At 70.9% G+C, this 24299-nt stretch carries 24 protein-coding genes; 16 read left to right on the plus strand and 8 right to left on the minus strand.

What is annotated here, in order from left to right; translation table 11 throughout:
- Window positions 1-11 precede the first annotated feature (11 nt).
- Together BUB75_RS23615 and BUB75_RS23620 are read right to left on the minus strand one after the other, a co-directional pair.
- The gene (locus tag BUB75_RS23615; RefSeq protein WP_073259971.1) at window positions 12-1592 is read right to left on the minus strand and encodes an AAA family ATPase; all 1581 of its coding nucleotides are present in this window, start codon (window positions 1590-1592) and stop codon (window positions 12-14) included.
- A 381-nt stretch (window positions 1593-1973) separates the two neighbouring features.
- On the minus strand, window positions 1974-2843 hold the full coding sequence (locus tag BUB75_RS23620) for an SDR family NAD(P)-dependent oxidoreductase (protein ID WP_073259972.1): 870 nt from the start codon (window positions 2841-2843) through the stop codon (window positions 1974-1976).
- 78 nt (window positions 2844-2921) lie between these two features.
- On the opposite strand from BUB75_RS23620, the gene BUB75_RS23625 reads away from it, so the two are divergent.
- A complete protein-coding gene (locus BUB75_RS23625) occupies window positions 2922-3380 on the plus strand; it encodes a MerR family transcriptional regulator (protein WP_073259973.1) in 459 nt (152 codons plus the stop codon).
- On the opposite strand, the gene BUB75_RS23630 is transcribed toward BUB75_RS23625, so the two are convergent.
- The 4 genes from BUB75_RS23630 to BUB75_RS23645 form a co-directional block, all read right to left on the minus strand.
- Entirely contained in the window at window positions 3370-4641 is a 1272-nt protein-coding gene (locus BUB75_RS23630; protein ID WP_073259974.1) for a hypothetical protein, read from the minus strand. The two genes, BUB75_RS23625 and BUB75_RS23630, sit on opposite strands and share 11 nt — an antisense overlap.
- 89 nt (window positions 4642-4730) lie before the next feature.
- Window positions 4731-5177 carry a hypothetical protein gene (locus BUB75_RS23635; protein WP_073259975.1) on the minus strand — a complete coding sequence of 149 codons (447 nt, stop codon included), beginning with the start codon at window positions 5175-5177 and terminating at the stop codon, window positions 4731-4733.
- Window positions 5178-5237: 60 nt separating this feature from the next.
- Window positions 5238-5666 carry a glutaredoxin domain-containing protein gene (locus BUB75_RS23640; protein ID WP_073259976.1) on the minus strand — a complete coding sequence of 143 codons (429 nt, stop codon included), beginning with the start codon at window positions 5664-5666 and terminating at the stop codon, window positions 5238-5240.
- A 67-nt stretch (window positions 5667-5733) separates the two neighbouring features.
- Complete coding sequence (locus tag BUB75_RS23645; protein ID WP_073259977.1) at window positions 5734-6615, minus strand: LysR family transcriptional regulator; 882 nt, start codon at window positions 6613-6615, stop codon at window positions 5734-5736.
- Window positions 6616-6707: 92 nt separating this feature from the next.
- Here BUB75_RS23645 and BUB75_RS23650 point away from each other — a divergent pair, with 92 nt between their 5' ends.
- The 4 genes from BUB75_RS23650 to BUB75_RS23665 are packed head-to-tail and all read left to right on the plus strand — an operon-like array spanning window position 6708 to window position 12793.
- On the plus strand, window positions 6708-9761 hold the full coding sequence (locus BUB75_RS23650) for a DUF3604 domain-containing protein (protein ID WP_073259978.1): 3054 nt from the start codon (window positions 6708-6710) through the stop codon (window positions 9759-9761).
- Window positions 9758-10711: a glycine betaine ABC transporter substrate-binding protein gene (locus BUB75_RS23655; protein ID WP_178379961.1), complete on the plus strand. Its 954-nt coding sequence runs from the start codon at window positions 9758-9760 to the stop codon at window positions 10709-10711. Before BUB75_RS23650 ends, BUB75_RS23655 begins: the two co-directional genes overlap by 4 nt.
- Complete coding sequence (locus BUB75_RS23660; protein ID WP_073259979.1) at window positions 10708-11871, plus strand: quaternary amine ABC transporter ATP-binding protein; 1164 nt, start codon at window positions 10708-10710, stop codon at window positions 11869-11871. The genes BUB75_RS23655 and BUB75_RS23660 overlap by 4 nt, the downstream gene beginning before the upstream one ends.
- Window positions 11864-12793, plus strand: coding sequence for an ABC transporter permease (locus tag BUB75_RS23665; protein ID WP_073259980.1), 930 nt, complete (start codon window positions 11864-11866; stop codon window positions 12791-12793). Before BUB75_RS23660 ends, BUB75_RS23665 begins: the two co-directional genes overlap by 8 nt.
- Here the strand turns inward: BUB75_RS23665 and BUB75_RS23670 are convergent.
- Complete coding sequence (locus BUB75_RS23670) at window positions 12732-13361, minus strand: TetR/AcrR family transcriptional regulator (protein ID WP_073259981.1); 630 nt, start codon at window positions 13359-13361, stop codon at window positions 12732-12734. The genes BUB75_RS23665 and BUB75_RS23670 overlap by 62 nt on opposite strands.
- Before the next feature lie 209 nt (window positions 13362-13570).
- Window positions 13571-13978: a cupin domain-containing protein gene (locus tag BUB75_RS23675; RefSeq protein WP_073259982.1), complete on the minus strand. Its 408-nt coding sequence runs from the start codon at window positions 13976-13978 to the stop codon at window positions 13571-13573.
- A 186-nt stretch (window positions 13979-14164) separates the two neighbouring features.
- Between BUB75_RS23675 and BUB75_RS23680 the strand changes: the two genes are divergently transcribed.
- The 11 genes from BUB75_RS23680 (at window position 14165) to BUB75_RS23730 (ending at window position 24298) form a co-directional block, all read left to right on the plus strand.
- On the plus strand, window positions 14165-14752 hold the full coding sequence (locus BUB75_RS23680) for a carboxymuconolactone decarboxylase family protein (protein ID WP_073259983.1): 588 nt from the start codon (window positions 14165-14167) through the stop codon (window positions 14750-14752).
- On the plus strand, window positions 14749-15765 hold the full coding sequence (locus tag BUB75_RS23685) for an ABC transporter permease (RefSeq protein WP_073259984.1): 1017 nt from the start codon (window positions 14749-14751) through the stop codon (window positions 15763-15765). The genes BUB75_RS23680 and BUB75_RS23685 overlap by 4 nt, the downstream gene beginning before the upstream one ends.
- A 36-nt stretch (window positions 15766-15801) precedes the next feature.
- The gene (locus BUB75_RS23690) at window positions 15802-16959 is read left to right on the plus strand and encodes a sugar ABC transporter substrate-binding protein (protein ID WP_073260250.1); all 1158 of its coding nucleotides are present in this window, start codon (window positions 15802-15804) and stop codon (window positions 16957-16959) included.
- Between the two features lie 2 nt (window positions 16960-16961).
- Window positions 16962-18509: a sugar ABC transporter ATP-binding protein gene (locus tag BUB75_RS23695; protein ID WP_073259985.1), complete on the plus strand. Its 1548-nt coding sequence runs from the start codon at window positions 16962-16964 to the stop codon at window positions 18507-18509.
- Between the two features lie 16 nt (window positions 18510-18525).
- A complete protein-coding gene (locus BUB75_RS23700; RefSeq protein WP_073259986.1) occupies window positions 18526-19449 on the plus strand; it encodes a LysR family transcriptional regulator in 924 nt (307 codons plus the stop codon).
- 90 nt (window positions 19450-19539) lie between these two features.
- Window positions 19540-20439: a VOC family protein gene (locus BUB75_RS23705; RefSeq protein ID WP_073259987.1), complete on the plus strand. Its 900-nt coding sequence runs from the start codon at window positions 19540-19542 to the stop codon at window positions 20437-20439.
- Entirely contained in the window at window positions 20436-21896 is a 1461-nt protein-coding gene (locus BUB75_RS23710; protein ID WP_073259988.1) for an NAD-dependent succinate-semialdehyde dehydrogenase, read from the plus strand. Before BUB75_RS23705 ends, BUB75_RS23710 begins: the two co-directional genes overlap by 4 nt.
- Complete coding sequence (locus BUB75_RS23715) at window positions 21893-22645, plus strand: fumarylacetoacetate hydrolase family protein (RefSeq protein WP_073259989.1); 753 nt, start codon at window positions 21893-21895, stop codon at window positions 22643-22645. Before BUB75_RS23710 ends, BUB75_RS23715 begins: the two co-directional genes overlap by 4 nt.
- Window positions 22642-23055, plus strand: coding sequence for a VOC family protein (locus BUB75_RS23720; RefSeq protein WP_073259990.1), 414 nt, complete (start codon window positions 22642-22644; stop codon window positions 23053-23055). The genes BUB75_RS23715 and BUB75_RS23720 overlap by 4 nt, the downstream gene beginning before the upstream one ends.
- Window positions 23055-23837: an alpha/beta fold hydrolase gene (locus BUB75_RS23725; protein ID WP_073259991.1), complete on the plus strand. Its 783-nt coding sequence runs from the start codon at window positions 23055-23057 to the stop codon at window positions 23835-23837. The genes BUB75_RS23720 and BUB75_RS23725 overlap by 1 nt, the downstream gene beginning before the upstream one ends.
- Window positions 23834-24298, plus strand: a complete 465-nt coding sequence (locus tag BUB75_RS23730) for a GlcG/HbpS family heme-binding protein (protein WP_073259992.1) — start codon at window positions 23834-23836, stop codon at window positions 24296-24298. The genes BUB75_RS23725 and BUB75_RS23730 overlap by 4 nt, the downstream gene beginning before the upstream one ends.
- The last annotated feature ends 1 nt before the right edge of the window (window position 24299 follow it).

Consider the following 24299-nt stretch of genomic DNA (forward strand, 5'->3'; position numbering starts at 1 on the left):
GCGGTACCGAGTCAGTCGTCCAGGTAGGGGCCGTCCGGACCGATGATCCCGCCCTGGGCGGAGCCGCCGCCGATCCGGCCCGGGCGCGGAAACCGCGGCGGACCGCCGAACGGGGCCGGGCTGCCGAACGGCGGTGGCCCGCCGAACACGGGTGGCGCGTCGAACCCGTCCGGCCCGTCGTAGTCGTCGTCCGGGACGCCCCACGGGCCGGGGCCGCCGGCACCGAGCAGGGACCGGGTGATCGCCTGCGCCTCGGACAGCATCTCGTCCAACGCCGCAGCCAGGTCGCCGTCGCCGGCGTCCCGCTCGTCCTCGGCGGCGATCAGCACCGACCGCCGGACCAGCTCCTTCGCGAACGAGGCGGTGGTTCCCTCGGAACGTGCGGCGGCTTCGTCGATCGCGCCCGGGCTGAACGGCACACTGCGCGCGTAGAGCGCGATCAGCTGCCTGCGCGCGGGCTCGTCCGGCAGCGGCACCTCGATCGCCAGGTCGATGCGCCCGGGACGCTGGGCCAGCGCGGGTTCCAACACCTCGACCCGGTTCGTCGTCAGCAGGAACGCGACATCGGCGTCGTCGCTCAGCCCGTCGAGGGCCTCCAGCACCGCGAACAGCAGCGGCTGCTCCCCGGCGTAGTGGTCGCGGTTCTCCGCGACCAGGTCGCAGTCCTCCAGCACGACCAACGCCGGTTCGAGGGCGCGCGCCATCTGCGCGGCCTCCGCGACGTAGGCGATCGACGGCCCGGCGAGCAGCACGACGGTCAGCTCGGGCAGCGCGCCGAGCAGGAACCGCACGGTGTGGGTCTTCCCGGTGCCCGGCGGGCCGTGCAGCAGCAGGCCGCGCTTGAGGTGCTGCCCGGCGGCGCGCAGCCGGTCACGGTGGTGCGCGACGCCGGCGATGTGCCGCCGAACCCGCTCCAGGACGCCGTCCGGCAGCACGATGTCGTCCGGCGTCAGCGTGGGGCGGCGATGGAACGTCACGCCGCCGACCGCGGCCTCGTAGTCCGAGCCGCCGAGCGACAGCACCTGCCCGCGGAACACCGACAGGCGCTTCATCTCCTCACGGACCGCGGCGATCAGCCGCGCCGCGACACCGTCGACCGGCGTCAGGACCTCGAGCTGCGCGGTCGGCTGGCCGTAGCGCGGATCCGGGCCGCGCTGCAGAACGGCGACCGGCGCGCCGTCGAACGTGAATAGGCGCAGTCCGAACGAGACCGCCTGCCGGGTGTCGTCCGGGCTGGTCGCGAGGTTGACGTAGTCCACGGTGCCGAGCGGGAACTGGCCCCACCGGCCGGACGACTCCAGGATCTCGCTGAGTGCGCTGTGCCGACGCTGCTCGCCGCCGCCGATGCCGAGCAGCGTCCCGCCGCCGGCCTGCTCGCAGAGCGCGGCCATCGCGAGGTCGAGGTTGACGAAGACGTGGCCGGGCAGGTCCTCGGTGACCACCGCGAGCGACTGCGGATCCACGCCGAGGTGCTGCTTCAGCGTCGGTATCAGCGCCGGGCCGTCGCTCTTCTTGGCCAGGCGTTCGGAGTGGACGACTTCGTCCAGGAACGCGCGGAACGCATCCACAAAACCGGCCGTGCGTTCGTCCACTGCTCTTCCCCCCGCGTGTGGCGTTCGTGTGACGCACAGTAGCGGACGCCGGTCCGACCGGACGGCGGGTTTCCACAGCCGCGAGTGTTCGGAAGAGAACGGTGCGGGCGTCGCCGGGCCGAGCGAAGCGGGCCGGGATCCGGGCGAGAGTAGTGGCACACGGGGAACGGCCCCGGACGACAAAGCCTCAGGAGGCTGGACGACATGAGCGGCTGCTACGACTACGACTACAAGCACGACTACGACTACAACGACTGCTACAAGCCGCGCCGCCGTCGTCGCCACCACAAGAAGCGTGACTACTGCTGGGACTACAAGTACTGAGTCGATAACGCGTAACCCGGCCGGGGAGCCCTCGAGGCTCCCCGGCCGTCGCGTGTGTTACGGGTGGACCAGGTCGCGGCCGGTCAGGGCCGCCGAGTACTGCCAGAGGCGCGCGGCCTCGGCCTCCTCATGCGGATACGGCTCGGCCTCGCGGCACTCGGCGCAGTACGCGCCACCGCGGGTGGCCGCGACGGCTGCCCACAGCGGGGTCGCCGCGCCCTCCTCGGGGGTGCGGAACAGCTCGGGCAGCGGTTCGCCCGCGGCGTCCAGCCATCCGGCGTCGATCATCTCGGTCAGCGTCAGATGCCGCTGCAGCGGTGTGCGGATGTACCCCGGTGCGGCGGAGAACGCCCGCACCCCGTACGGGGCACCGAGCCGGTCGAGGTGCAGCGCGAACAGGACGTTGGCCAGTTTGGACTGTCCGTACGCAGCCCACTTGTCGTAACCGCTGGTGAACTGGGTGTCGTCCCAGCGTATGCGGTCCTCGGGTGAGCGTCCGGATGCCACCGCGACCACCCGCGCCGAGGGGGCGCGAACCAGCGCGGGCCAGAGCCCGCAGACCACGGCGAAGTGCCCGAGGTGGTTGACCGCGAACTGGGCCTCCCAGCCCGGCCCCACGCGGGTTTCCGGGCACGCCATGATCCCCGCACTGGCGACGAGCAGGTCGAGGGCCGCGTACCGGCGGCGATAGCGCTCGGCGAACGCGTCGACCGAGGTGAGGTCGGCCAGGTCCAGCGGCTCGACGTCGACGTCCGGGCCCAGGTTCCGGCGCGCGACCTCGGGCCGGCGAGCCGGGACCGTCACGTGTGCCCCGGCACGGGTGAGCGCCCGGGTGATCGCCAGGCCGACCCCGGAGTAGCCGCCGGTGACGACGGCCCGGCGTCCGGAGAGGTTGATGTCGTGCAGAACTTCGTCGGCGGTGGTCATGACGGCGAAAGCTAGGTGCTAGACCGCGGTCTAGGTCAACCGGCACTCGGGCATCCGCCGCCGCGTTAGGGTCGGTGTGTGACGTCTACCGGGGTCGGTATCGGCGAGGTCGCCCGGCGGACCGGCCTGAGCGTGCACACGCTGCGTCTGTACGAGCGCGCCGGGGTGCTCGCCGGTCCGGTGCGACGTGACGCGGCGGGGCGCCGCGTCTACAGCGAATGGGACCTCACCTGGCTCGCCAACTGCGTGCTGTTCCGTGCTTCGGGGATGCCGCTGGCCACGCTGGCCGAGCTCGCGCGGCTGGTCGGCGAGGGATCCGGCAACGAGGCCGAGCGGCTGGAGATTCTCCGCGCGCATCGTCGGCGGGTCGGCGAGCAGATGGCGCGGCTCACCGAGTGCCTCGAGCTGATCGATGCCAAGGTCACCGCGTACGAGAAACACCTGTCGTCGGAACTGCCCGGTGATCCGTGGCAACCCGAGCCGGCACAACCGCGCGCGCTGGTCCGCGCACCGGGCAACGGCGACCTCACAGCATGATGAGGACGATCACCGCGCCGACCAGCAGAGCGGCCAGCGACGTCCGGTCGACCAGACGGATCACGCCCGCGCCGTAGTCGGCCGGCCGCAGCCGCGCCTCGGCCCACGGTGCGTACAGCACGCCGAGGATGAACAGGGCCAGCACGTACAGCGACCGGGACAGCCCGGCACCGAAGTTCGCGGTGAGCTTGACGCACAGCCGGGCGACGCGGTCACGGCGCGCCGAGGTCGCCTCGGCCCACATCTTTTCGTTCACGTAGGCCGGCGCGGTGGGTGCGTCGTCGGTGCGGTTCGCGCAGTCCACGCGGTCGGAGAGGTAGCTGTTGAGCGGATCGGCGGCCGGCGCGAACGAGGGCGGTTCGCTCTTCCGGCGGCGTTCGATCAGTTGCTTCTCGGCGCGGATCCAGGTGGTCGCCGGCACGTCCGGATAGTCGAGCAACGAGTCCGAGATGACGATCAACTGATAGGTGGCGGCGCCTCCTCGGGCGTCGGCCACCGCGTTGTGATCCAGGTCGTACACATAGGGGGCCAGGATCGCGGCGAACGAGAACAGCGTCGTCGTCAGGCCCAGGGTCAGCACCTGACGCGGGCGTCCCGACTGAAGGGCGCAGACGAGGACGATGACCACGACGATGAGCGACCACACGGAGAGCCGGTCGGCGTCCCGGAGTACGCCCGAGGCCCGCAGCAGCCATTCGATGGGCGAGCGCAGCAGGTACCAGAGGAAGCCGAGGACAATGACGGCCCAGAACAGGACGGAGTAGGTCGCGCAGCCCATGGCCACCACGCCACCCACACGGGTGAGCGGCGAATCGTCGGGACCGATCGTTGGTGCGTAGCCACCGCTGTAGTACGTCTCCGGGCCCATCCTGAGCACTGGCCCCAGGAGCAACCCGAGCAGCGCGCCGCCGACGAAGAACGCGGCGAGGCTGACCACGAACGGCTGGAGCACGGCTTTGACGAGTTCGGAGACGACGTTCTCGGTCATCACCTGGGCGACGAGCGCGGCCGCCGGAAAGACGAGAAACCTCGCCGCGCCACGGCGTCCCTCGGGCGGCGGCTCGGCGGGCCGCTTCGACGCGGCGCGGTAGCGCAGCGCGAGTTCCGCGACTGTCCCGACGGTCGCGCCGACCGCCACCGAGAGCAGCGCCTCGCCGGGCTCGTGCCGGATCTGGAGGGTGGCCGCCCACAGGAACCACCCGAACGTCGCGCCGAGGGCACCGAAGACGCCGCAGTAGAGGCTGATGCGCGCCGCGACCACCCCGTGCCTCTCGCCGAACCAGAGGGCCGTCGAAGCGTATCGGGCGCCGAGGCCACGGCCCGATCACAGCGCGCGGCGTGTCGGGGCCGCTACCCCCGTTCGGCGGTCACGAGTAGGTACTCCAGGGGCAGGGACAGCCCGGCCTCGTCGCGGACACTGCGCTCGACCACGAACGCCCGCAGATCGTCGAGGAGGGGCTTCCAGCGCTGTTCGGCTTCCAGCCGCGGACGTTCCGCGATCAGGTGGCCCGCGGTCTCGGCCAGCAGCGTGGTTGCCGCCTCGGCGTCGGCGCCGCGCAGCCGCACCTCGCGCCGCCGCGCCGAGACGACGCTCAGCCCCGAGGCGGCGAGCAGGTCGAGGACCGCGTCCACGTCACCCCAGCGGCTGGGCGCGCCGCTGCCCGGGAGCAGCGTCGCGTCGCCGAGCAGCGCCGGCTCCAGGTCGACGCCGGTCACGTGGCCACCGCACAGACCGGCCAGCAGCCGCCGTGCCATCGCCGGGTAGTCGCCGATTCCCCAGGTCGTTCGATCGCTCACATCGTTCGCCTCCCGATTCGGAGGCGCCCTTGGATCGTCGACGCCGGATGAGCGTGGCGGTTACCGGCGGAGCCAGCCACGCACGGTGGCCGGAGCCGGGTTGACGTGCGCTTCTCCGGCGACCACCACGGTCGGCACGGTCTCGTTGCCGTCGGCGACCGCGCGCACCGCGGCCGCACCGGACGGGTCGCTCCAGATGTTGACCCAGTGCGCGCGCCGCCCGAGGCGTCCCAGGCTCAGGCGGAGCCGGAGGCAGTACTGGCAGCCCGGACGCCAGTAGATGATCGGCCGGCCGTCAGCGGCGCTGCGGTCCTGCGCCTCGGTCGCGCTCACCGACGAGGGCATCAGCAGCGGCGAGGACAGCGCCGCCCACCCCAGGAACCAGAGCAGTATCACCAGCGCGACGAACGGCGATCCGGCGGCGAGCAGGAGCACGGCGCCGACGGCGCCGAACCCGACCGCGATCGCCGCCAGCGTCCAGTTCCGCACGCCTCCACGGTAGCCGCCCCGACGCCCGCGGGAGCCGACCGGAACAGGGGGGTGCCGCGGACCGCTCTCAGCCCGCGCAGACCGGGCGGGCCAGGTCGACGAACGCCTTGGCGGCGGGGGAGAGCTGCCCGCTGCGCCACATCATCACCGCGCCGTGCACCAGCGGCGGCGTCGTCGGCACCACGACCGCGCCGCGCACGGCGGCGTCCTCGGCGAGTCGCGCCGGTAACACGGTCGCGCCCGCACCGGCGAGGACCAGCGGCACGATCGCGGCCCGGTGGGTCGTCTCGACCGCGACCCGCGGCGGAGTGCCGCAGACGCTCAGCTCGCGGTCGACGAGCGTCCGCATCGCGGTGCCCTCCGGCGTCGAGACCAGCGGCCGGTTGGCGAGCGCGGCCACCGGGATCGGAGAGTCGGGCTCACCGCCGGTGCCGGGCGGGAGCACCGCGAAGAACTCCTGATCCGGCAGGCGAAGGTGGTCCAGCCCTTCCGCGGTTCCCCGCGACTCGGCCAGCCCCAGCTCGCAGTCCCCGTTGAGCACCATGCCGGTGACCGCGTCGTCGTGCTCGGGGTCGTCCACCCGGACGTCGACGCGCTCGTGGTCGAGCCGGAACCGTCCGATCAGGCCGGCCAGCGGGTCGACGGCGAGCGTGGTCAGCGCGACGATGTCCAGCCGTCCGCCGGTCAGCCCGATCACGCTCTCCACCGACGCCCGCGCGGTCGCGAAGTCGCGGAGCACCTGCTTGGCCGGGCGGACCAGCGCCTCGCCCGCGGCGGTCAGCCCGACCCCGCGTCCGAGGCGGTCGAACAGCGGCGTGCCGAGGTCGCGCTCCAGCGAGCGGATCGCCTGGGAGAGCGACGGCTGGGCGACGCGGAGCCGACGGCTCGCGCTGGTGAAGCCGCCGGTCTGAACGATGGCGAGGAAGTACTCCAGCTGGCGGCGATCCATACGTAAATCCTATGGGGTTAGTCGGAAATCGGTATCGCTCCCCGACCGCCGGGGGATTGTTCTCCTTCGACGTCGAACGAGAAGGTTTGCGCATGGAGCAGTGCTGCGGTCTGGATCATCATGAGGCCGGGTACACCGCGCGTCAGCGGGCCGACCTCGATCGGGTCCTCGCGTTCAACCGCCGCCTGGCCGCCGCGATCGACGCGGGCCGCGACACCGCGGAGGTGGTGGCGGCGCTGGATCCGGATCCGCTGCGGTACATGTGGGTCGACGAGGGCAGCGGCCGCCTGACCGAGTACCTCGCCACTGCTGAGGCCCTGCTGACGGCGGCACCGCCACTGCCCGGCCACCGCCGCGTCCCCGGCCACGGCGTGGCGCGCCCGCCACGGTCAGCGGACGCCCCGGCCACGGCGGACGGTGCGCGGCCGACGGCGGCTCGGCCGGCGATCGCGGTGGCGGCGGACGGTCGCGAACTCGCGGTCTGGATCGACTGGGAAGCCGGCGTGGGCGAGCGTGTCGTCGCGGCCCTGGACGGCGTCCCGATCGTGCTCACCCCCGAGGCCGCGGACGTCTTCCGCCCCTCGGCGACGTTCGACGCCGACGGCGTCCCGTGGGTGTTCTACGGCCGTGCCACCGACACCGGGGTGAGCGTTCACGCCCAGCGTCACGACGGCGCCTGGAGTACCCCGGAGCGGATCAGCGACACCGGCCACCCGAGCTTCAACCAGGAGGTCGTCGCCACCCCGCGCGGCCTCGAGGTCGTCTGGCAGGGCCCGCACGGCACCGGCTTCGGCATCTGGTCGCGCCGGTGGTCGGGCACCGCCTGGGAACCGACCCGCCTGGCCAGCGCAGGAGCCGCAGGCAACGCCTGGGACCCGGCGGTCGCCGCGCTCCCGGACGGCCGCAGCGTTTACGCCTGGTCGGAGTACGTCGACGGGTCGTACCGCGTCGTCGTCCGGATCGCCGACGGCCCGATCCGCCCGATCAGCGCGGGCACCGACTACGCGCTGCACCCGAGCCTCGCGGTCACCACCGACGGCGGCATCTGGTGCGCGTTCGACCTGATCGCGGTCCACGGGCACGGCGGCTCCGGCCCGACCCGGTTACGCCGGGCGGAGGAACTTGCCGAGGCGCCGACGCTCCTCGGCGCCCGGGATCCCGGCGACGCGATCCCACCCGAACTGTTGCCGGACGTCACCGCCGCACTCCGGGTCGTGCGCCTCACCCCGGACGGTGTTCAGGAGGCGGACGGCTTGCTGGCCCCGGGCCTCGACGTCGTCCCCGGCGGCCTTCCGCGCCTGGCTGCGGACGCGAACGGGGGCCTCACCGTGGCCTACCGGATCCACCGCAGGCTGCCGCTGATGACGTACTACTGGGAGGTCGCCGCCCAGACGCTCGGCCCGGACGGCTGGTCGGCACCGGTGACCTTCCAGGGCAGCGACGGCACGCTGGAGGAGCCCGCGATCTGCCCCGCACCGGGCGGCGTCCGGATCGTCTGGCAGACCGACGGCCGTCTGGAGCGCAGCCTCACCTGGACCGAGGGGTTCGGCGGCCGCGAGTGCCCGGTGCTGCTCGAACACCTCGGCTCGGTGGTCTGGCACGGCATGCACGGCACGGGTCAAGTGCGTACCACGGACCTCCCGGCAGCGGCAGGACCGGCGCTAGCCGGTCCTGCCGCGCCGACGATCGAGAGCAACGACCGCCGCGAGGCCCGGGAATGGCTCGGTGCCGGAACCGGCCGCTACACCACCGAGGTCGACGGAGAAACCCTCACGCTCTACTGGGGAGACCTGCACCGCCACTCGCTGGTCAGCCGCTGCACGTCCGGCGACGAACCGTCGCTGGAGGACTTCTACCGCTACGGCTGGGACGTCTGCGACTACGACTTCTGGGCGGTCACCGACCACTCCGAGAACAGCAGCGAGTACCAGTGGTGGTCGATCCAGAAGATCGCCGACCTGTTCCGCGTCGACGACCGCTTCGTGCCGTTCTACGGCTTCGAGTGGACCGGCAACACCGGCCACCAGAACGTCATCTACGGCTCGGTCGACCGCGGCGCCCCGATCTACTCGAGCTTCGCCGCCGGTTCGCAGACCCCGGACGAACTCTGGGCGAGCCTGCGGCGGCACCCCGCCTACCCGGCGCTGACGATCCCGCACCACCCGGGTTCGGCGATGATCCCGTACGACTGGAACTACGGCGACCCCGAATACCTGCGGCTGGTCGAGGTGTTCCAGGCCTGCCGCGGGAACTACGAACACGATGGTGCGTTCCGGCAGTATTCGGACGCCACCCGGCACGGCACGTTCGTGGCCGACGGACTGGGCAAGGGCCACCGCTTCGGCCTGATCGCCAGCTCCGACCACGGCAACGGCGCCAGCTACGTCGGCGCGTTCGCCGAGCGGCTCACCCGCGACGGCGTCTTCACCGCACTGCGCAATCGCCGTGTCTTCGGCGCCACGACCCGGGACGTCCTGGTCGACGTGCGGGTCGGCGGCGCGTTCATGGGTTCCGAGATCCGCCGGGACGGCCCCGTGGACATCGAGGTCTACGCGCGGGGCTTCCGCGACCTGGCCCGGATCGAGCTGGTCCGCAACGGCGAGACGGTGCGGGTCCGCGCGCCCGAACGCCACCTCCCGGACGGCCACCTCGAGCTCCCGATCCGGGTCGAGTTCGGGCAGAGCGGCACCACCACGGACTGGAGCGGCCACCTCACGATCGACGGCGGCCGGATCCTGGCGACCCCGTACTGGTCCCCGGAGGTCACCGCCGCCGACGAGCGAACGGTGCGCTGGACGGCGTCCACCAAGTCGTTCGGGGAGCCCTACGGCGCGCAGCGCGGCGGCGTCGAAATGACGCTCCTCGGGCCGCCCGACGCCCGGGTCACCGTGAACGGGACCGAAACCACGCTGGAGAAGCTCATCGGCCTCACCCTCCCCGGCGGGGAGGGCGGCCGGCTGACCGTGATCCCCGCGACCGGCGGACTGACCTCGCTCGGGGCAGCCGAGCAGCGGCTGACGTGGACCGACGACCCGGGCCGCGGCGCGTACTACTACGTCCGCGTGATCCAGGTGGACGGCGAGATGGCATGGTCCTCCCCGGTCTGGGTGGACACCGACCAACCCTCAGGAGACACACCCCGATGATCAGCAGACTCTGTGCTGCGGCCGTGGCGCTAGCCCTCACGGCCGCCGTCGCCGGCTGCGGCGGCTCCGACACCACGGCGTTCGGCGAGGACGGCGGTGACGGCTCCACGGCGGTGCGGCTCGTCCAGCAGCCTTGGGAGGACCTGATCGTCGAGAACCAGATCGTCAGCGACATCCTGACGAAGCTGGGTTACTCGCCGTCGGCCCAGGAGGTGTCGGTCCCGCTCGGTGCGCAGGCGCTCTCCACCGGTAAGGCCGACGCCTATCTCGGCAACTGGTGGCCGTCGCAGGAGAGCGTGTTCGGCAAGCTGATCGACGCCGGTTCGGTGGAGGTGACCGGCACACTGCTCACCGGCACCGAGTACGCGCCGGGTATCCCGGGTGACCAGGCCGCGCAGCTGAAGGTCTCGTCGCTGGCCGACCTGGACAAGCACGCCGATGTGTTCAAGAAGGAGATCCTCGGCATCGAGCCCGGCACTCCCGGCAACCAGTACATCCTGGACGCGATCAAGAAGGACGCGTACGGGCTCGGCGACTGGAAGCTGGTGCAGAGCAGCACCGAGGCGATGCTCGCCGAGGTCACCCGCCGGGTCGGGAAGAACCAGCCGGTCGTGTTCCTGGCGTGGAAGCCGCACTGGATGGTCGTGAAGTGGAAGGTCGACTTCCTCGACGACCCGGAGAAGGTCTGGCCGGGTGCCGGGCAGATCCGCGTCCTCACCCGGAAGGGCCTGAAGACCGACGACCCGAACCTGACGAAGTTCCTCTCGCAGATCAGCGTCGACCCGACGACCGCGTCGGAGTGGATCGACGCGTTCGGCAACCAGAAGAAGTCCGCGAAGGACATCGCGTCGGCGTGGCTGGCCGCGAACGAGGACACGGTCACGAAGTGGCTCGACGGGGTCAAAACCGCGGACGGCAAGGACGGCGTGGCCGCGGTGGTGGGAGGGTGATTTCCGGGGAGGGTCTGTCCAAGGTCTACGGCCTGAGCCAGAAGCGCGCGGTGGCACTGCTCGATCGGCCGGAGGCGATCGCGAAGGCCGGCGGGAAGCTCGCCGTGTACGACGTGAGCTTCACGGTCGACGAGGGCGAGCTGTTCGTCCTGATGGGCCTGTCCGGCTCGGGCAAGTCGACGCTGCTCCGGATGATCAACCGGCTGCACGAGCCGTCCGCGGGCACGCTGCGGATCGCCGGCGCGGACGTCACCGCGCTCGACGCCGCCGCACTGCGGGAACTGCGCAACCGCCGGGTCAGCATGGTGTTCCAGCACTTCGCGCTGTTCCCGCACCGCACGGTCCGGCAGAACGCCGCGTACGGCCTGGAGGTACGTGGCGTGCCCGCGCACGAACGGCTCGAACGCGCCGACGAGGCGTTGCACCGCGTGGGCCTCGGGTCGTCCGGCGACGCGAAGCCGCACGAGCTGTCCGGCGGCATGCGGCAGCGGGTCGGGCTGGCGCGGGCGCTGGCCACCGACGCCGACGTGCTGCTGATGGACGAGCCGTTCAGCGCGCTGGACCCGCTGATCCGCCGCGACATGCAGGACCTGCTGTTGGACCTGCAGTCCGAGCGCCCGCGGACGATCGTGTTCGTCACCCACGACCTCAACGAGGCGATGCGGATCGGCAGCCGGATCATGGTGCTCAAGGACGGCCGGGTGCAGCAGTGCGCGACCGGCCCGGAGATCCTCGCGGCCCCGGCGAACGACTACGTCGGCGACTTCATCGCCGACGTCGACCGGTCGCGCGTCCTCACCGCGGCGACCGTGATGCGTCCGCCGCCGCTGACCACGGGCCTTTCGGTGGCCCCGTCCGACGTGCTCGGACGGCTCGCCTCCAGCGAGGCGTCCGGCGTGTTCGTCCTCGATGGGGACGAGAAACTGCTGGGCATCGTGGGTGACGACGCGGTGGCGGCCGCCGCCGACGCGGGGGAGCCGGACCTCTCGGCGCGGGTGGCCGACGGGTACCACACGGTGCCGCCGGACCGGCCGCTCGCCGACCTCCTCCACCTGGCCGGGCACCCGACCGTGCCGCTCGTGGTCGTCGACGACGGACGCCTGGTGGGGGTCGTCCCGACCACGGACCTGCTCACCGCGCTGGGAGGCCCCCGTGCCTAGGGTCCCGATCGGCGAGTGGGTCGACTCGTTCATCCAGTTCCTGCTCGACCACTTCGGCGGCGTGTTCGACGGGCTGGCCTCGGCGGTGACGTCGCTGGTCAACGGCCTCTACTGGGTGCTGCACACGCCGCCGTACGGCGTCGTGATCGCGGTGTTCGCGCTGCTGGCCTGGGTGGCGACGCGGCGCTGGCAGCTGGTGATCTTCACCGTGCTCGCGTTCCTGCTCATCGTCTCGATGGAGCTGTGGACCGCGGCGATGCAGACGCTGACCGTCGTGCTGCTGGCCGCGGTCGCAGCGGTGCTCATCGGGGTGCCGATCGGGGTGTGGGCCGCCCGGAGCGCGCGGACCGCGGCGGTCGTGCGGCCGGTGCTGGACTTCATGCAGACGCTGCCGGTGTTCGTGTACCTGATCCCGTCGGTGTTCTTCTTCGGGATCGGTGTGGTGCCGGGAACCGTGTCGACGACGCTGTTCGCGATCCCGCCCGCGGTCCGCCTGACCGAGCTGGGGATCCGACAGGTCGACACCGAGATCGTCGAGGCCGCGCACGCGTTCGGGTCGCGTCCGGGGCAGATCCTGCGGCAGGTGCAGTTGCCGCTGGCGTTGCCGTCGATCATGGCCGGCGTGAACCAGGTGATCATGCTGGCGCTGTCGATGGTGGTGATCGCGGGCATGGTCGGCGCCGGTGGGCTGGGCGAGGTCGTCGTCCGTGGCGTCACCCAGCTGGACATCGGCGCCGGGTTCGAGGGTGGCCTGGCGGTCGTGATCCTGGCGATCTACCTGGACCGGGTCACGGGCGGCTTCGGCTCGGGCACGTTCCAAGGCTTCCGCCTGCGCCGCACTGCGGCGCGGCGCAGCCGTGCTACAACCCGGTCTCCGGAGCCAGCAGGGAGCGGCGGACGTCCATCCAGTTCTGGGCGGTGAGCCGCCGGATCGCCCGGATCAGCGTCTCCGCCAGGTCGAAGCTCGGATCGACGAGCCACTGCGCCGTCAACCCGTCCCACACCGCGACGATCTGCCGTGCGACGTCCGCCGGGTCGAGCCCCGGATGGGCGTCGCCGGATCGTTGCCGCTCCTCCACGAGCCGTCGGAACTCGTCGATCGCGGCGGCGTTCCTTCGCGCGAAGTACTCCGCGGCCGGGTGATCCGGGGTCGCGGCGTTCCCGGCCAGCACGGTGTGCAGCCGCAGTACCGGTTCGTGGTGCGTGGTGGCGCGCCGGACGAACGCCCGTAATCCGGCGAGGTCGCGTACCTCGCGGTCCGCGCTCGCCGCGTCCGCGTACTCCAGCGCGGCCACCAGCAGGTGATCCTTGCCCGGGAAGTGGTACAGAACCGTCGCCTCGCTGGTGCGGGCCCGCCGCGCCACCTCGGCGGTCGTGACCTGCGCGTGCCCCTTCTCCTCGACGAGGCGGAGCACGGCGCGGGCGATCTCGCGACGCCGACCGGCGGTGCGTGCGTACTGACCACGTTGTCTGTTCGGCACGGTGCACATCCAACGCCCGATCGCTCGCGGGATGTTCGAAACCTGAGTGAATTCCAATCTTTAAGGTCGCCGGATCTCGTGCGCGCAGGTCAGTGCGGTGCTTAGCCTGTTGGCGCCGGGGAGGAACCCGGCTCGACTCAACTTTCGCGCGCCACGGTCCGGCGATGGGAGCACCGCGATGACACAGCGACGCGCAGGTCCCTGATCGCGCGGGCAGGTTACTCGGACACCATTTGATCGTCGGCGGAAAGGTGCTCGACGGTCTTGCCGGTCGCCAGGAAAGTCCGCGTGACGAACGCGGAATCGTAAACCCACAAAATGGTCATCGGCGTGTCGCCGATATTGCGGAATGCGTGGGGAATTCCGGCCTCGACATAAGTCGTGTCGTAGACCTCGAGCGGGGTGATCTCCCCGTCGGTCTCGACCTCGGCAACCCCCGATAGGAGGGTCACGTGCTCGACGCAGTTGTGCGTGTGCAGGGGAGCCCCGGTACCGACCGGGTAAGTGCTGATGCCCGACGTCAGCGTCGTCTTCTCCACCGCGCTGTGCTTCGTGATCAGCGGGATCGTGGCGACGCTGCCGCCGCGGTCCAGGCGCGTGACCTGCGCTGCCTTGATGATCGTCATGGTGGAGCCTTCCGACGGGGGCGGTGTCGCCACCCGAGACTAGGCCCGTCGGATGCCGTCCGGACGCCCCGAACGCGAACGCTAATGTTTCGCGCTCCGGCCAGTGCACCTGGTGGACATCGACGGGGGGTTTCCGCAGGATTACGTCACCCCGAGAAATTGCCTCTCAGAACTTGGACGGTGCACGTGCGACTTCCTCCGCTGGATGAGCTGACCCCGCGTCAGGCGGAAATCAGTGAGCGAATCGCTTCCCGCCGGGGTGGCACGCGCGGGCCATTCCTGGTCTGGTTACGCAGCCCCGAATTGTGTGAGCGCGTCGAGGCGCTCGGCGCGTTCTGCCGATTCGAATCGTCGCTTCCGCTCCGCCTGCGTGAGCTCAGCCTGCTGATCGCCGCCCGTCACTTCGACGCCGCGTACTCGTGGAACGCGCACGCGGACAAGGCCGTCGAGGTCGGGATCCCCGCCGAGAGCGTCCAGCAGCTGGCCCAGGGCGTCACCCCGGACTTCGGCGACGACCACGAGGCCGCGATCCTCTATCGCTTCTCGACCGAGGTGCTGGAGAAGCACTTCGTCAGCGACGAGACGTTCGCGGCCGGCCTGGCGGCGTTCGGCGAGCAGGGCCTCGTCGACCTGATCGGCAGCCTCGGCAACTACTCGATGCTCGCGATGCTGCTCAACACGTTCCAGGTCGACCTCAAGCCCGGCTGGACCGAGCCGTACCCGGACGTCCGGGGCTTCGCGAAAGTCGCGCCAGAGACGGCGACACCGGCGTGACGGCAACCGTCGACGCCACCGCCCCGGAAGCGCCGGAGAAGCCGGCCGCGACCTCGGGCGTCACCTCCGCGGCCGGCGTGTTCGGCGCGCGGTTCGCGGTAGTCGGCGTGTGGATCCTGCTGGCGCTGATCTACGCGGTCGCGGTGCCGGAGACGTTCCTGACCCAGGGCACGTTCCAGACGATCTTCGGCAGCCAGCAGGCGCTGGTGTTCCTCACCGCGGCGCTGCTCTGCACGATCTGCGTCGGCGAGTTCGTCGACCTCTCGGTAGCGTCGGTCTTCGGCCTGTCCGCGATCCTGCTCCCGGTGCTGGTCGTCAACCACGGCTGGGGCGTCTGGCCGGCCTCGATCGCCGCGGTGGTCGCCGCGACGGTCTGCGGGCTGATCAACGCGATCCTCATCGTGCGGGTCGGCGTCAACACGATCGTCGTGACGCTCGGCATGGGCACGTTCGTACTCGGCATCTCGCTGTGGATCAGCAACCTGGCTCCGGTCAGCGGCCTGCCCGGCGACTTCGCGCAGATCGCCCTCTACGACATCGGCGGGCTGCCGATCAGCTTCTTCGAGGGCATCCTGCTGATGGTCGGGTTCGCCTACGTGCTGGGCGGGACGCCGCTCGGGCGCAACATGCGGTTCGTCGGCGCCAACCGCGAGGTCAGCCGCCTGGCGGGCATCCGGGTCAACCGGATCCGGTTCGGCGCGTTCCTCGCGGCCGGCCTGATCGCCGGCCTCGGCGGCGTGCTGTCCGCGGCGGCGACCGGCGGTTTCGACCCGACCGTGTCGCAGAGCTACCTGCTGCCGACGTTCGCGTCCACGTTCCTCGGCACCGCGGTCCTCCAGCCCGGCCGCTTCAACCCGCTCGGCACGCTGATCGCCGTCTACTTCCTGGCCACCGGCATCCTCGGCCTCCAGTTGCTGGGCGTGGCCGGGTGGGTCGCCAACGTCTTCTACGGCGGGGTCCTGATCGTCGCGGTCACGATCTCCACGCTGCTGCACGCGCGCTCCGGCTCGTAGCGCCGGCCCGAAACTCCCTCCGAAAGGCGCTCAATGATGCGCGATACCCCTCGGTTCCGGCGCGTGCTGCGGCCGGTCCTGGCGCTGACCGCCCTCGCGCTGGTCGCTGCCGGCTGCGGTAACCCGGCCGCCGACACCGCCGGTTCCGGCTCGAACAGCACCAACAGCGCGCTCGCGGCCGAGGTCGAGAAGCTCTCCGAGGCCAGGGACGCCTACCCGGTGCCCACCGAGCCCGTCGGCGACGTCTCCTCGCTCCGCGGCAAGACCGTCTTCTACATCCCGATCACCCAGCAGGCGCACCAGTTCGCGATCACCGCCGAGGCGCTCTCCAAGGCCTTGGCGACGGTCGGGATCCGGATGCAGCTCTGCAACGGCAACTCGAACCCGTCCGAGGTCAGCGCCTGCGTGTCTCAGGCGACCGCGGCGAACGCCGGTGCGATCGTCACCGACTCGATCCCGTACGCGCTGGCCGCGAACGGCTTCGACGCCGCCCAGGTCAAGGGCATCCCGGTGCTGATCACCGACCAGATCCCGGACCCGAAACACCCGGAGACCACGACCCTCGGCTACCTCGAGGGCGGCGGCACCGCGTCGCTCACCGCGGTCGCGAAGTGGATCATCAACGACTCCGGCGGCACCGCGAAGGTCGTCGTCAACCAGAGCACGGACTCCCAGTCCACGGTCGCCTACGTCGAGGCCGCGAAGAAGGTCTTCGACTCCGAGTGCCCGAAGTGCACGGTGACGATCAACAAGATCTCGTCGGCGAACTACTCACTGATCGCGTCGTCGACCAGCTCCGCACTGCTCCGGACGCCGGGCGCCAACTACCTGGTGTCGGAGTTCGACCAGTACCTGCAGCCGACGCTCGGCGGCGCGCAGCAGTCCGGCAAGATCGCGTCGCTCAAGGGCGCCTCGGCCGGCGCGCAGCTGCCCGGTCTGAAGATGGTCGAGTCGAAGAACTTCCTGCACGCCGACATCGGCCAGGCCTCGGTGTTCCAGGGCTGGGCCGACGCGGACGCCGTGTTGCGGCTGATGCTCGGCGAGCCGCTGCCGGAGTACGAGATCCCGGTCCGCATCTTCACCAGGGACAACATCGCCGACATCGAGCTGACCGAGGAGGCCGAGGAGTCCGGCGAGTGGTACGGGCCGACCGACTTCCCGCAGAAGTTCGGCGCTCTCTGGAAGGAGAGCTGATCATGTCGAGCGTCCGCCTGGGCATCGACAACGTGTCGAAGACGTTCGGCCGGAACCGTGCGCTGCGCAACGTCAGCCTCAACGTGCACCCCGGCGAGATCCACGCGCTCGTAGGACAGAACGGGTCGGGCAAGTCGACGCTGGCGAAGATCCTCACCGGGTACCACCCGGCGGATCCCGGTGGCCGGGTCGTCGTCGACGGCGCGGAGCTGGTCCTGCCGGTGCGTCCGCTGGAGGCCCGCAACCGCGGGCTGGCCGTCGTCCACCAGTCGCTGGGCCTGGTCAACGACCACACGGTCGTGGAGAACCTCCGGGTGGGCCGGTTCCGGGCCAGCCGGTGGTCCCGCCGGATCCGCTGGGACGAGGAGCGGGCGGCCGCCGCCGAGGTGCTCGCCCGGCTCGGGTGCACGGTGCCGCTCGACGCGAAGGTCGGCGCGCTCGGCGAGGAGGACCGCGCGAGCGTCGCGATCGCCCGCGCGCTGCAGGACGCGCAGAGCGGGCAGGGCGTCATCATCTTCGACGAATCCACCCGCTCGCTGAACCGCGAGACCCTCGAGCACTTCTACGAGATCCTGGACGGCGTCGTGGCCACCGGGACGTCGGTGCTGCTCATCACCCACCGCCTGGAGGAGGTCACCGAGGCGGCGGACCGGGTCACCGTGCTGCGGGACGGCGTCGCCGTGGAGGCCGACCGGCCGACCGACGGGCTCACCGAAGCCGAGCTCGTCCACCTGCTGCTCGGACGCGCGCTGGAGAACCTGGACCGGCCGACGCCGCCGGCCACCGGCGAGCGCGCGCCGATCGTCGTCAGCGGTGTCTCCGGCCGGCTCGTCCGGCCGGTCGACCTCGAGGTCCGGCCCGGTGAGGTCGTCGGGGTCACCGGCCTGCCCGACTCCGGTTACGAGGAACTGCCGTACCTGCTGGCCGGCGTCAGCCCGGCGGCCGGCGGCACGGTCCGGCTGGCCGACACGACGCTCGACGTGCGCCGGACCGGTCCGCTCGCGGCGATCGCGGCCGGTGTGGTGCTGGTGCCGGAGAGCCGCGACCGCCAGGGGCTCGCGTTCGACATGTCGATCGCGGAGAACGTCGTCCTGCCGTGCATGAACGTGCGGTCGCACGGCGTCCGCCCGGTCGACCGTCGCACCGAGAAGGCGCGCGTCGCGAAGTGGGTCACCGAGCTCGACGTCCGTCCGCCGGTGCCGTCGCTGCCGGTCGGCAAGCTGTCCGGCGGAAACCAGCAGAAGGTGCTGCTGGCCAAGTGGCTCTCCACCGACCCGCAGCTCCTGCTGCTGCACGAGCCGACGCAGGCCGTCGACGTCGGGGCACGGCGCGCGATCATCGCCGCGATCCACGACGCCGCGGCGCGGGGCTGCGCGGTGCTGGTCGCCGGCTGCGACGAGAACGAGCTGTCGCTGCTCTGCGACCGCGTCCTGGTCTTCCGGGACGGACGCGTCGCCGAGGAGCTGGAGGACAAGCCGGGCGCGGACGCGATCGTGGCAGCCATCCACGTCTCGACCGGACGAAAGAAGCTACGCGCCCGCAGCGCGTGACATACGAGGAGCACCAGTGGACCGGATCACGATCATGCGCAGCTTCGTCGGCGTCGGCGAGCAGGGCAGCTTCAGCCAGGCGGCCCGACGCCTGGGGATATCCGGTTCGCTGGTGTCCAGGCACGTCGCCGAGCTGGAGAAGCAGCTCGGGATCCGGCTCGTGAACCGCACCGCGCGAGCGGTCACGCTGACCGCGGCCGGGCGGCGGTACCACGACTTCGCGCACCGGATCCTGGAGGAGCTCGACGCCGAGGACGCGGCGCTGCGCGGCCTGCGGGACAAGCCGGAGGGGCCGCTGGCCGTGATCTGTCCCAAATGGATCGGCAACCTCGACCTCGGGGAGGCGATCGCGGACTTCGCGGTCGACCATCCGAAGATCCACGTCCGGTTCGAGGTCGGCGGGATGTCCGACCGCACGTTCGACTTCCTCGACAAGGGCTACGACGTCGCGTTCCACACCAAGGACCTGCGGGACTCGACGATGCTGATCCGCCGGATCGCGAACATCGAGTACGTGCTCTGCGCGGCGCCCGAGTACCTCAAGGGCAGGCCGGCCCTCACCGACCCGCAGGACCTGGCCGAACACGAGTGCCTGGTGCACATCAACGACCCGATCTGGCACCTGCACCAGGGCGGCAAGGACGTGCACGCGAAGATCCTCACCACGGTGTACTCGTCGAACAGCTACCTGACGCTGCGCAAGGCCGCGGTCCGTGGCCGAGGGCTCGCGCTGATGCCGGTGCGCACGGTGCTGGGCGACCTGGAGAGCGGGGCGCTGCAGCGCGTCCTGCCCGAGTACGAGGGCCCGGACCGGTCGCTGTACGCGGTGCACTCGCCGGGCGCGCACACGCTGCGCAAGGTCCGGGTCTTCCTGGACTACATCGCCGCCTGGTTCGCGCGGAATCCGATCAACGCGCCGAACCTCGCAATCGGCGAATGATTAGAGTTCGCCGATTGCCGTCCCGCGCCGTTGAGGCTGATCAACTGCCCGTCATAGGGTGAAAAAAATCCGGATGAGGAGTGCGCCCCCGTGACTATTCTTCGGATCGAACGTGCCGTCTACGCGGTGGATGACATCCCCACGTGCGCGCGTTTCTTCGAGGATTTCGGATTGCTGCGCCGCAGCGAGACCGAGCTGACCACGCTGACCGGTCAGGTGGTCGAGTTGCGGCCGATCGACGACCCGTCGCTGCCCGCCGGGTTGGAGCCGGGCCCCACGATCCGCGAGGTCGTCTGGGGCGTCGACAGCCAGGATTCGCTCGACGCCCTCATCGACGATCTGCGCACGGACCGCCCTGTCACGGTCGACGAGAACGGTGTCGCGCACACGCTGGACGAGACCGGTTTCGGGCTCGGACTAGCGGTCGCGGCGCCGGTGGAACTCGACTCGACGACGTTCGCGACAAATGCGTACGGCAACGTCCAGCGGTGGAACAAAGGCCTCGAGCCGACGCCGACCGTCCGGCCACTTCGGATCTGCCACGTCGCTCTCAACATTCCGAAAGAGGGCCGGGAGAAGGCGACCGACTTTTACCTCGACCGGCTCCATTTCCGGGCCACCGACCGCGTTCTCAAGATGGGCACCTTCATGCAGTGCGAGGGTGACGACGACCAGCACAATCTGTTGCTCTGCCACCGCCCCGACCGGGCGGGCATCAACCACACCTCCTACGAGGTCCGCAATTTCGACGAGGTGATCGTCGGCGGCAACCAGATGATCGAGGCCGGCTGGCAGGAAGCGCGCCGGCTGGGTCGCCACACGGTCGGGTCGAACGTCTTCCGGTTCTTCCACGCCCCCTGCGGCGGGCGGGTCGAGTACGCCGCCGACATGGACCGGGTGGACGCCTCCTACGGCGAGCGCGTGCACGAGGAGACCCCACCGCATCACCTCTGGACCCTCCGTAGCAACCGGGAGAAGGCCGAATCGTGAGTACCGCTCTATCCGAGACCGCTGCCGCCACCGGGTATCCGTCGCCGGCGCTCTACATCGACGGCGAGTGGACGGCGGGCAGCGGCGACCGCACCGAGCCGGTGATCAACCCGGCCACCGGGGAGGTCCTCGGGCACGTCCCGCTCGCCACCGCCGCCGACCTCGACCGGGCGCTGGCCGCCGCCGCCCGCGGCTGGCGGGTCTGGCGCGACACCCCGGTGCTGCGCCGCACCGCGATCCTCCACCGGGCCGCCGACCTGATGCGCGAGCGGGCCGCCGAGATCGGCCGGGCGATGACGCTCGAGCAGGGCAAGCCGCTGACGGAGTCCACCGGCGAGGCGGGCCGCGCCGCCGCGCTGCTCGACTGGGACACCGAGGAGGGCCGCCGCGCCTACGGCCGGATCATCCCGACCGGCCCCGGCGAGTCGTTGCGGGTGGTCCGCGAGGGGATCGGGCCGGTCGCCGCGTTCACGCCGTGGAACTTCCCCGCCGGTGGCCCGAACCGGAAGATCGCCGCCGCGCTCGCCGCCGGGTGCTCGATCGTCCTCAAGGCGTCGGAGGAGGTGCCGGCCACCGCGGTCCTGCTGGCCCGGTGTTACCAGGACGCCGGTCTGCCCGCCGGCGTGCTGAACCTGGTCTTCGGGGTGCCCGCCGAGGTCTCCGAGCACCTGATCGCCTCGCCGACGATCCGCTTCGTCGCGTTCACCGGCTCGGTCCCGGTCGGCAAGCTGCTCGCGGCGCGCGCCGGGTCGTTCATGAAGCCGGCGATCATGGAGCTGGGCGGCCACGCGCCGGTCATCGTCTGCGACGACGTCGACCCGGTCGCCGCCGCTCAGGCGTGCGTGCGCGCCAAGTTCACGAACGCCGGCCAGGTCTGCACGTCCCCGAGCCGGTTCTTCGTCCACGAGTCGCAGCACGACGCTTTTGTGCAGGCGTTCGTGACCGCGACCGAGGCGGTGGTGGTCGGCAACGGCCTCGAGCCCGGCGTCCAGATGGGGCCGTTGGCCAACGCCCGCCGTCGCGAGGCGGTCGACCGGCTGGTCTCGGAATCCGGGGCACAGGTCCTCACCGGGGGGCACGCGCTCGACCGGCCCGGTTTTTTCTACGCACCGACCGTCCTGATCGACGTGCCCCCGGACGCCGCGCTCCTCACCGAGGAGCCGTTCGGGCCGGTTGCGCCGATCCTCCCGTACACCGACCTCGACGAGGTGATGGACCGGGCGAACAGCCTGCCCTACGGGCTGGCCGCCTACGGCTTCACCCACCGTGCTGACCGGGCCGAGTGGCTCATCGACCGCTTCGAAGCCGGGATCCTCTCGATCAACCACGCCGGTGGGTCGGTCCCGATCGCGCCGTCCGGCGGGTTCAAGGAGAGCGGCTACGGACGGGAGGGCGGCTCGGAGGGCCTCGACGGCTACCTGATCACCAAACGCGTCTCCCACAAGTTGGTCCTATGAGATGGGCGCGGGTCCTCGACCGGTTCGCGCTGATCCAGGACGATCTCGTCTTCCCGGTTTCCGGAAGCCCGTTCGGGGAGTACCGGCGCACCGGGGAACGGATCCCGCTGGCCGACGTGCGGTTGCAGCCACCGGTGGTGCCGCCGACGTTCTACGCGGTCGGACTGAACTACGCCGCCCACGTCGCGCACGCGAACGCGACCATGCCGGACCGGCCCGAGGTGGGCTATCGCGCCAACAGCGCGCTGATCGGGCACCGCGCCCCGGTGGTCAAACCCGCCGACTGCACCGGGCGGTTCGAGGCCGAGGCCGAGCTGGTGGCGGTGGTCGGTGCGCGGCTGCGCCGCTGCTCGCGGGACGAGGCCGTAGCGGGGATCTTCGGGTGGACGATCGGCAACGACGTCAGCGCCCGTGCCTGGCAGCACTCCGACCGGACGTTCTGGCGTGCGAAGAACAGCGACACGTTCAAGCCGATGGGTCCGTGGATCGAGACCGACGCCGACCCGCTCACGGCGTCGACGACCGTGACCGTGGACGGCGAGACGGTCGCCCACTTCACGACCGGAGCGATGATCTTCGACCCGTACGACTACCTGGTCGAGATCTCCCGCTACATCACGCTCGTCCCGGGCGACGTGCTGTGGATGGGAACCGACGCGGTCGTCCCCCTGAAGCCCGGCACCACGCTGGGCATCTCGATCACCGGCATCGGGACTTTGCAGAATCCGATCGTGCAGGAGGAGTCATGAGTAACCGCCCCGCCTACATTCACCACGTCAACTTCCCGACCACCGATCCCGAGCGCACCAAAGAGTGGTACACGAAGGTCTTCGGCATGAAGAACGTGACGCCGAAGAGCAACACCAAGGTCGTCCTGATGACCCGCGGTGACTTCGACCTGCATTTCACCCCGGTCGAGACGATGGACCGGATGGCGCCGTACCACTTCGCGGTCGAGGTCGAGGACTGGGACGGGTTCCTGGCCCATCTCAAGGAGCTCGGCATCCGGCACACCCGGCCGATCGAGCGGCCGGAGAACCAGTCGAAGTTCTGCTACATCCACGACCCGGACCACACGATGATCGAGCTGGTCTACCACCACCGTCGGAAGCCGATCGACGGCGCGCCGAACCTCCAGCCTGCCGTGGCGGAGGGCTGATGTTCGCCACCGCCGAGGACGGCACGAAGATCTACTACGAGACGCACGGCAGCGGCCCGGCCGTGGTGTTCGTGCACGGCTCGGGTGGCCATCACGCCGCGTGGTGGCAGCAGGTGCCGGCGTTCAGCGACCGGTACACGGTCGTCACGCTCGACCTGCGGGGCTTCGGCAACTCGGACTCTTCGTTCGACGAGTTCGACAGCCGGGCCTTCCCGGACGACGTCCTCGCCGTGCTCCGGGCCGCGTCCGTGGGCCCCGCCGTCCTGCTGGGGCAGTCGATCGGGGCGGCCGCGGCGCTGAAGGCCGCGCTCCGGGAGCCGTCGCTGGCCGCCGGGGTCGTGCTCGCGCACTCGCTCGGCGGCATCGACGACGCGGAGCTCTCCGCGCTCGTCGCGGCCGACCGCGCCGAGGCGGTCAAGCTCCCGGTCATCGACCGGCTGCTGACGCCCGCGTTCCGCGCGGCCGACCCGGCCAAGACGTTCCTGTTCCGTCAGCAGGGCACGTTCAACACCGCGACCATGGCCGACCTGCGCAACCTCAACAGCGACGGTCCGACGATCGAGGCCGTGGTCGCGTCCGGCCTGCCGATCTGCTTCCTCGCCGGTGAGTTGGACGCCGTGCTGTCCGGCACGACCGTGCGCCGCGCCGCTTCCAAGGTGCCGGGTTCGGTGCTGGAGCTGGTCCCGGACGCACCGCACTCCATGTACTGGGAGGCGCCGGAGCTGTTCAACGCGGCGCTCGACCGTTTCCTCTCTCGCGTCTTCACAGGAGTTCCCGCATGAACGGCGTCTCACTGGACGTTGCCCGCGCCCTCGTCGAGGACGCGAAGCGGCAGGCTCAGTCGCTCGGTAAAGCGCTGAGCATATCGGTCGTCGACGCGGGCGGCTACGTCATCCTCACCGAACGGATGGACGGCGCCCGCCCGATGACCCCGAGCATCGCGCTGTCGAAGGCGTACTCGGCCGCGGTCATGCAGCGCCCGACGCACATGCTCGAGGGCTGGGCGAAGAGCGACCCGGTGTTCTTCAGCCAGGTCGCCCGGATGGGGCACCAGCCGATCGTCGCCACGCTGGGCGGATACCCGCTCGCAGGTAAAGACTCGAGCCGCGAGATCCTCGGCGGCGTCGGCATCTCCGGCGGCAGCCCCGCCGAGGACGAGAAGATCGCGGAGTCGATCGTCGCCTCGGCGGGCTTCGCCACCGACTTCCCGGCGTGGGCCGGCCTGGCCTCGGGAGCGCACTGAC

Origin of the sequence: Cryptosporangium aurantiacum (assembly GCF_900143005.1) — a bacterium.
Classification (GTDB): Bacteria; Actinomycetota; Actinomycetes; order Mycobacteriales; family Cryptosporangiaceae; genus Cryptosporangium; species Cryptosporangium aurantiacum.

Bases quoted from the DNA above. Each gene is read 5' to 3' on its own strand.
- BUB75_RS23620 (WP_073259972.1), bottom strand. From the start codon at position 2,843: ATGACCACCGCCGACGAAGTTCTGCACGACATCAACCTCTCCGGACGC.
- BUB75_RS23645 (WP_073259977.1), bottom strand. From the start codon at position 6,615: ATGGATCGCCGCCAGCTGGAGTACTTCCTCGCCATCGTTCAGACCGGC.
- BUB75_RS23650 (WP_073259978.1), top strand. From the start codon at position 6,708: ATGGAGCAGTGCTGCGGTCTGGATCATCATGAGGCCGGGTACACCGCG.
- BUB75_RS23655 (WP_178379961.1), top strand. From the start codon at position 9,758: ATGATCAGCAGACTCTGTGCTGCGGCCGTGGCGCTAGCCCTCACGGCC.
- BUB75_RS23670 (WP_073259981.1), bottom strand. From the start codon at position 13,361: ATGTGCACCGTGCCGAACAGACAACGTGGTCAGTACGCACGCACCGCC.
- BUB75_RS23675 (WP_073259982.1), bottom strand. From the start codon at position 13,978: ATGACGATCATCAAGGCAGCGCAGGTCACGCGCCTGGACCGCGGCGGC.
- BUB75_RS23690 (WP_073260250.1), top strand. From the start codon at position 15,802: ATGCGCGATACCCCTCGGTTCCGGCGCGTGCTGCGGCCGGTCCTGGCG.
- BUB75_RS23695 (WP_073259985.1), top strand. From the start codon at position 16,962: ATGTCGAGCGTCCGCCTGGGCATCGACAACGTGTCGAAGACGTTCGGC.
- BUB75_RS23715 (WP_073259989.1), top strand. From the start codon at position 21,893: ATGAGATGGGCGCGGGTCCTCGACCGGTTCGCGCTGATCCAGGACGAT.
- BUB75_RS23720 (WP_073259990.1), top strand. From the start codon at position 22,642: ATGAGTAACCGCCCCGCCTACATTCACCACGTCAACTTCCCGACCACC.
- BUB75_RS23725 (WP_073259991.1), top strand. From the start codon at position 23,055: ATGTTCGCCACCGCCGAGGACGGCACGAAGATCTACTACGAGACGCAC.
- BUB75_RS23730 (WP_073259992.1), top strand. From the start codon at position 23,834: ATGAACGGCGTCTCACTGGACGTTGCCCGCGCCCTCGTCGAGGACGCG.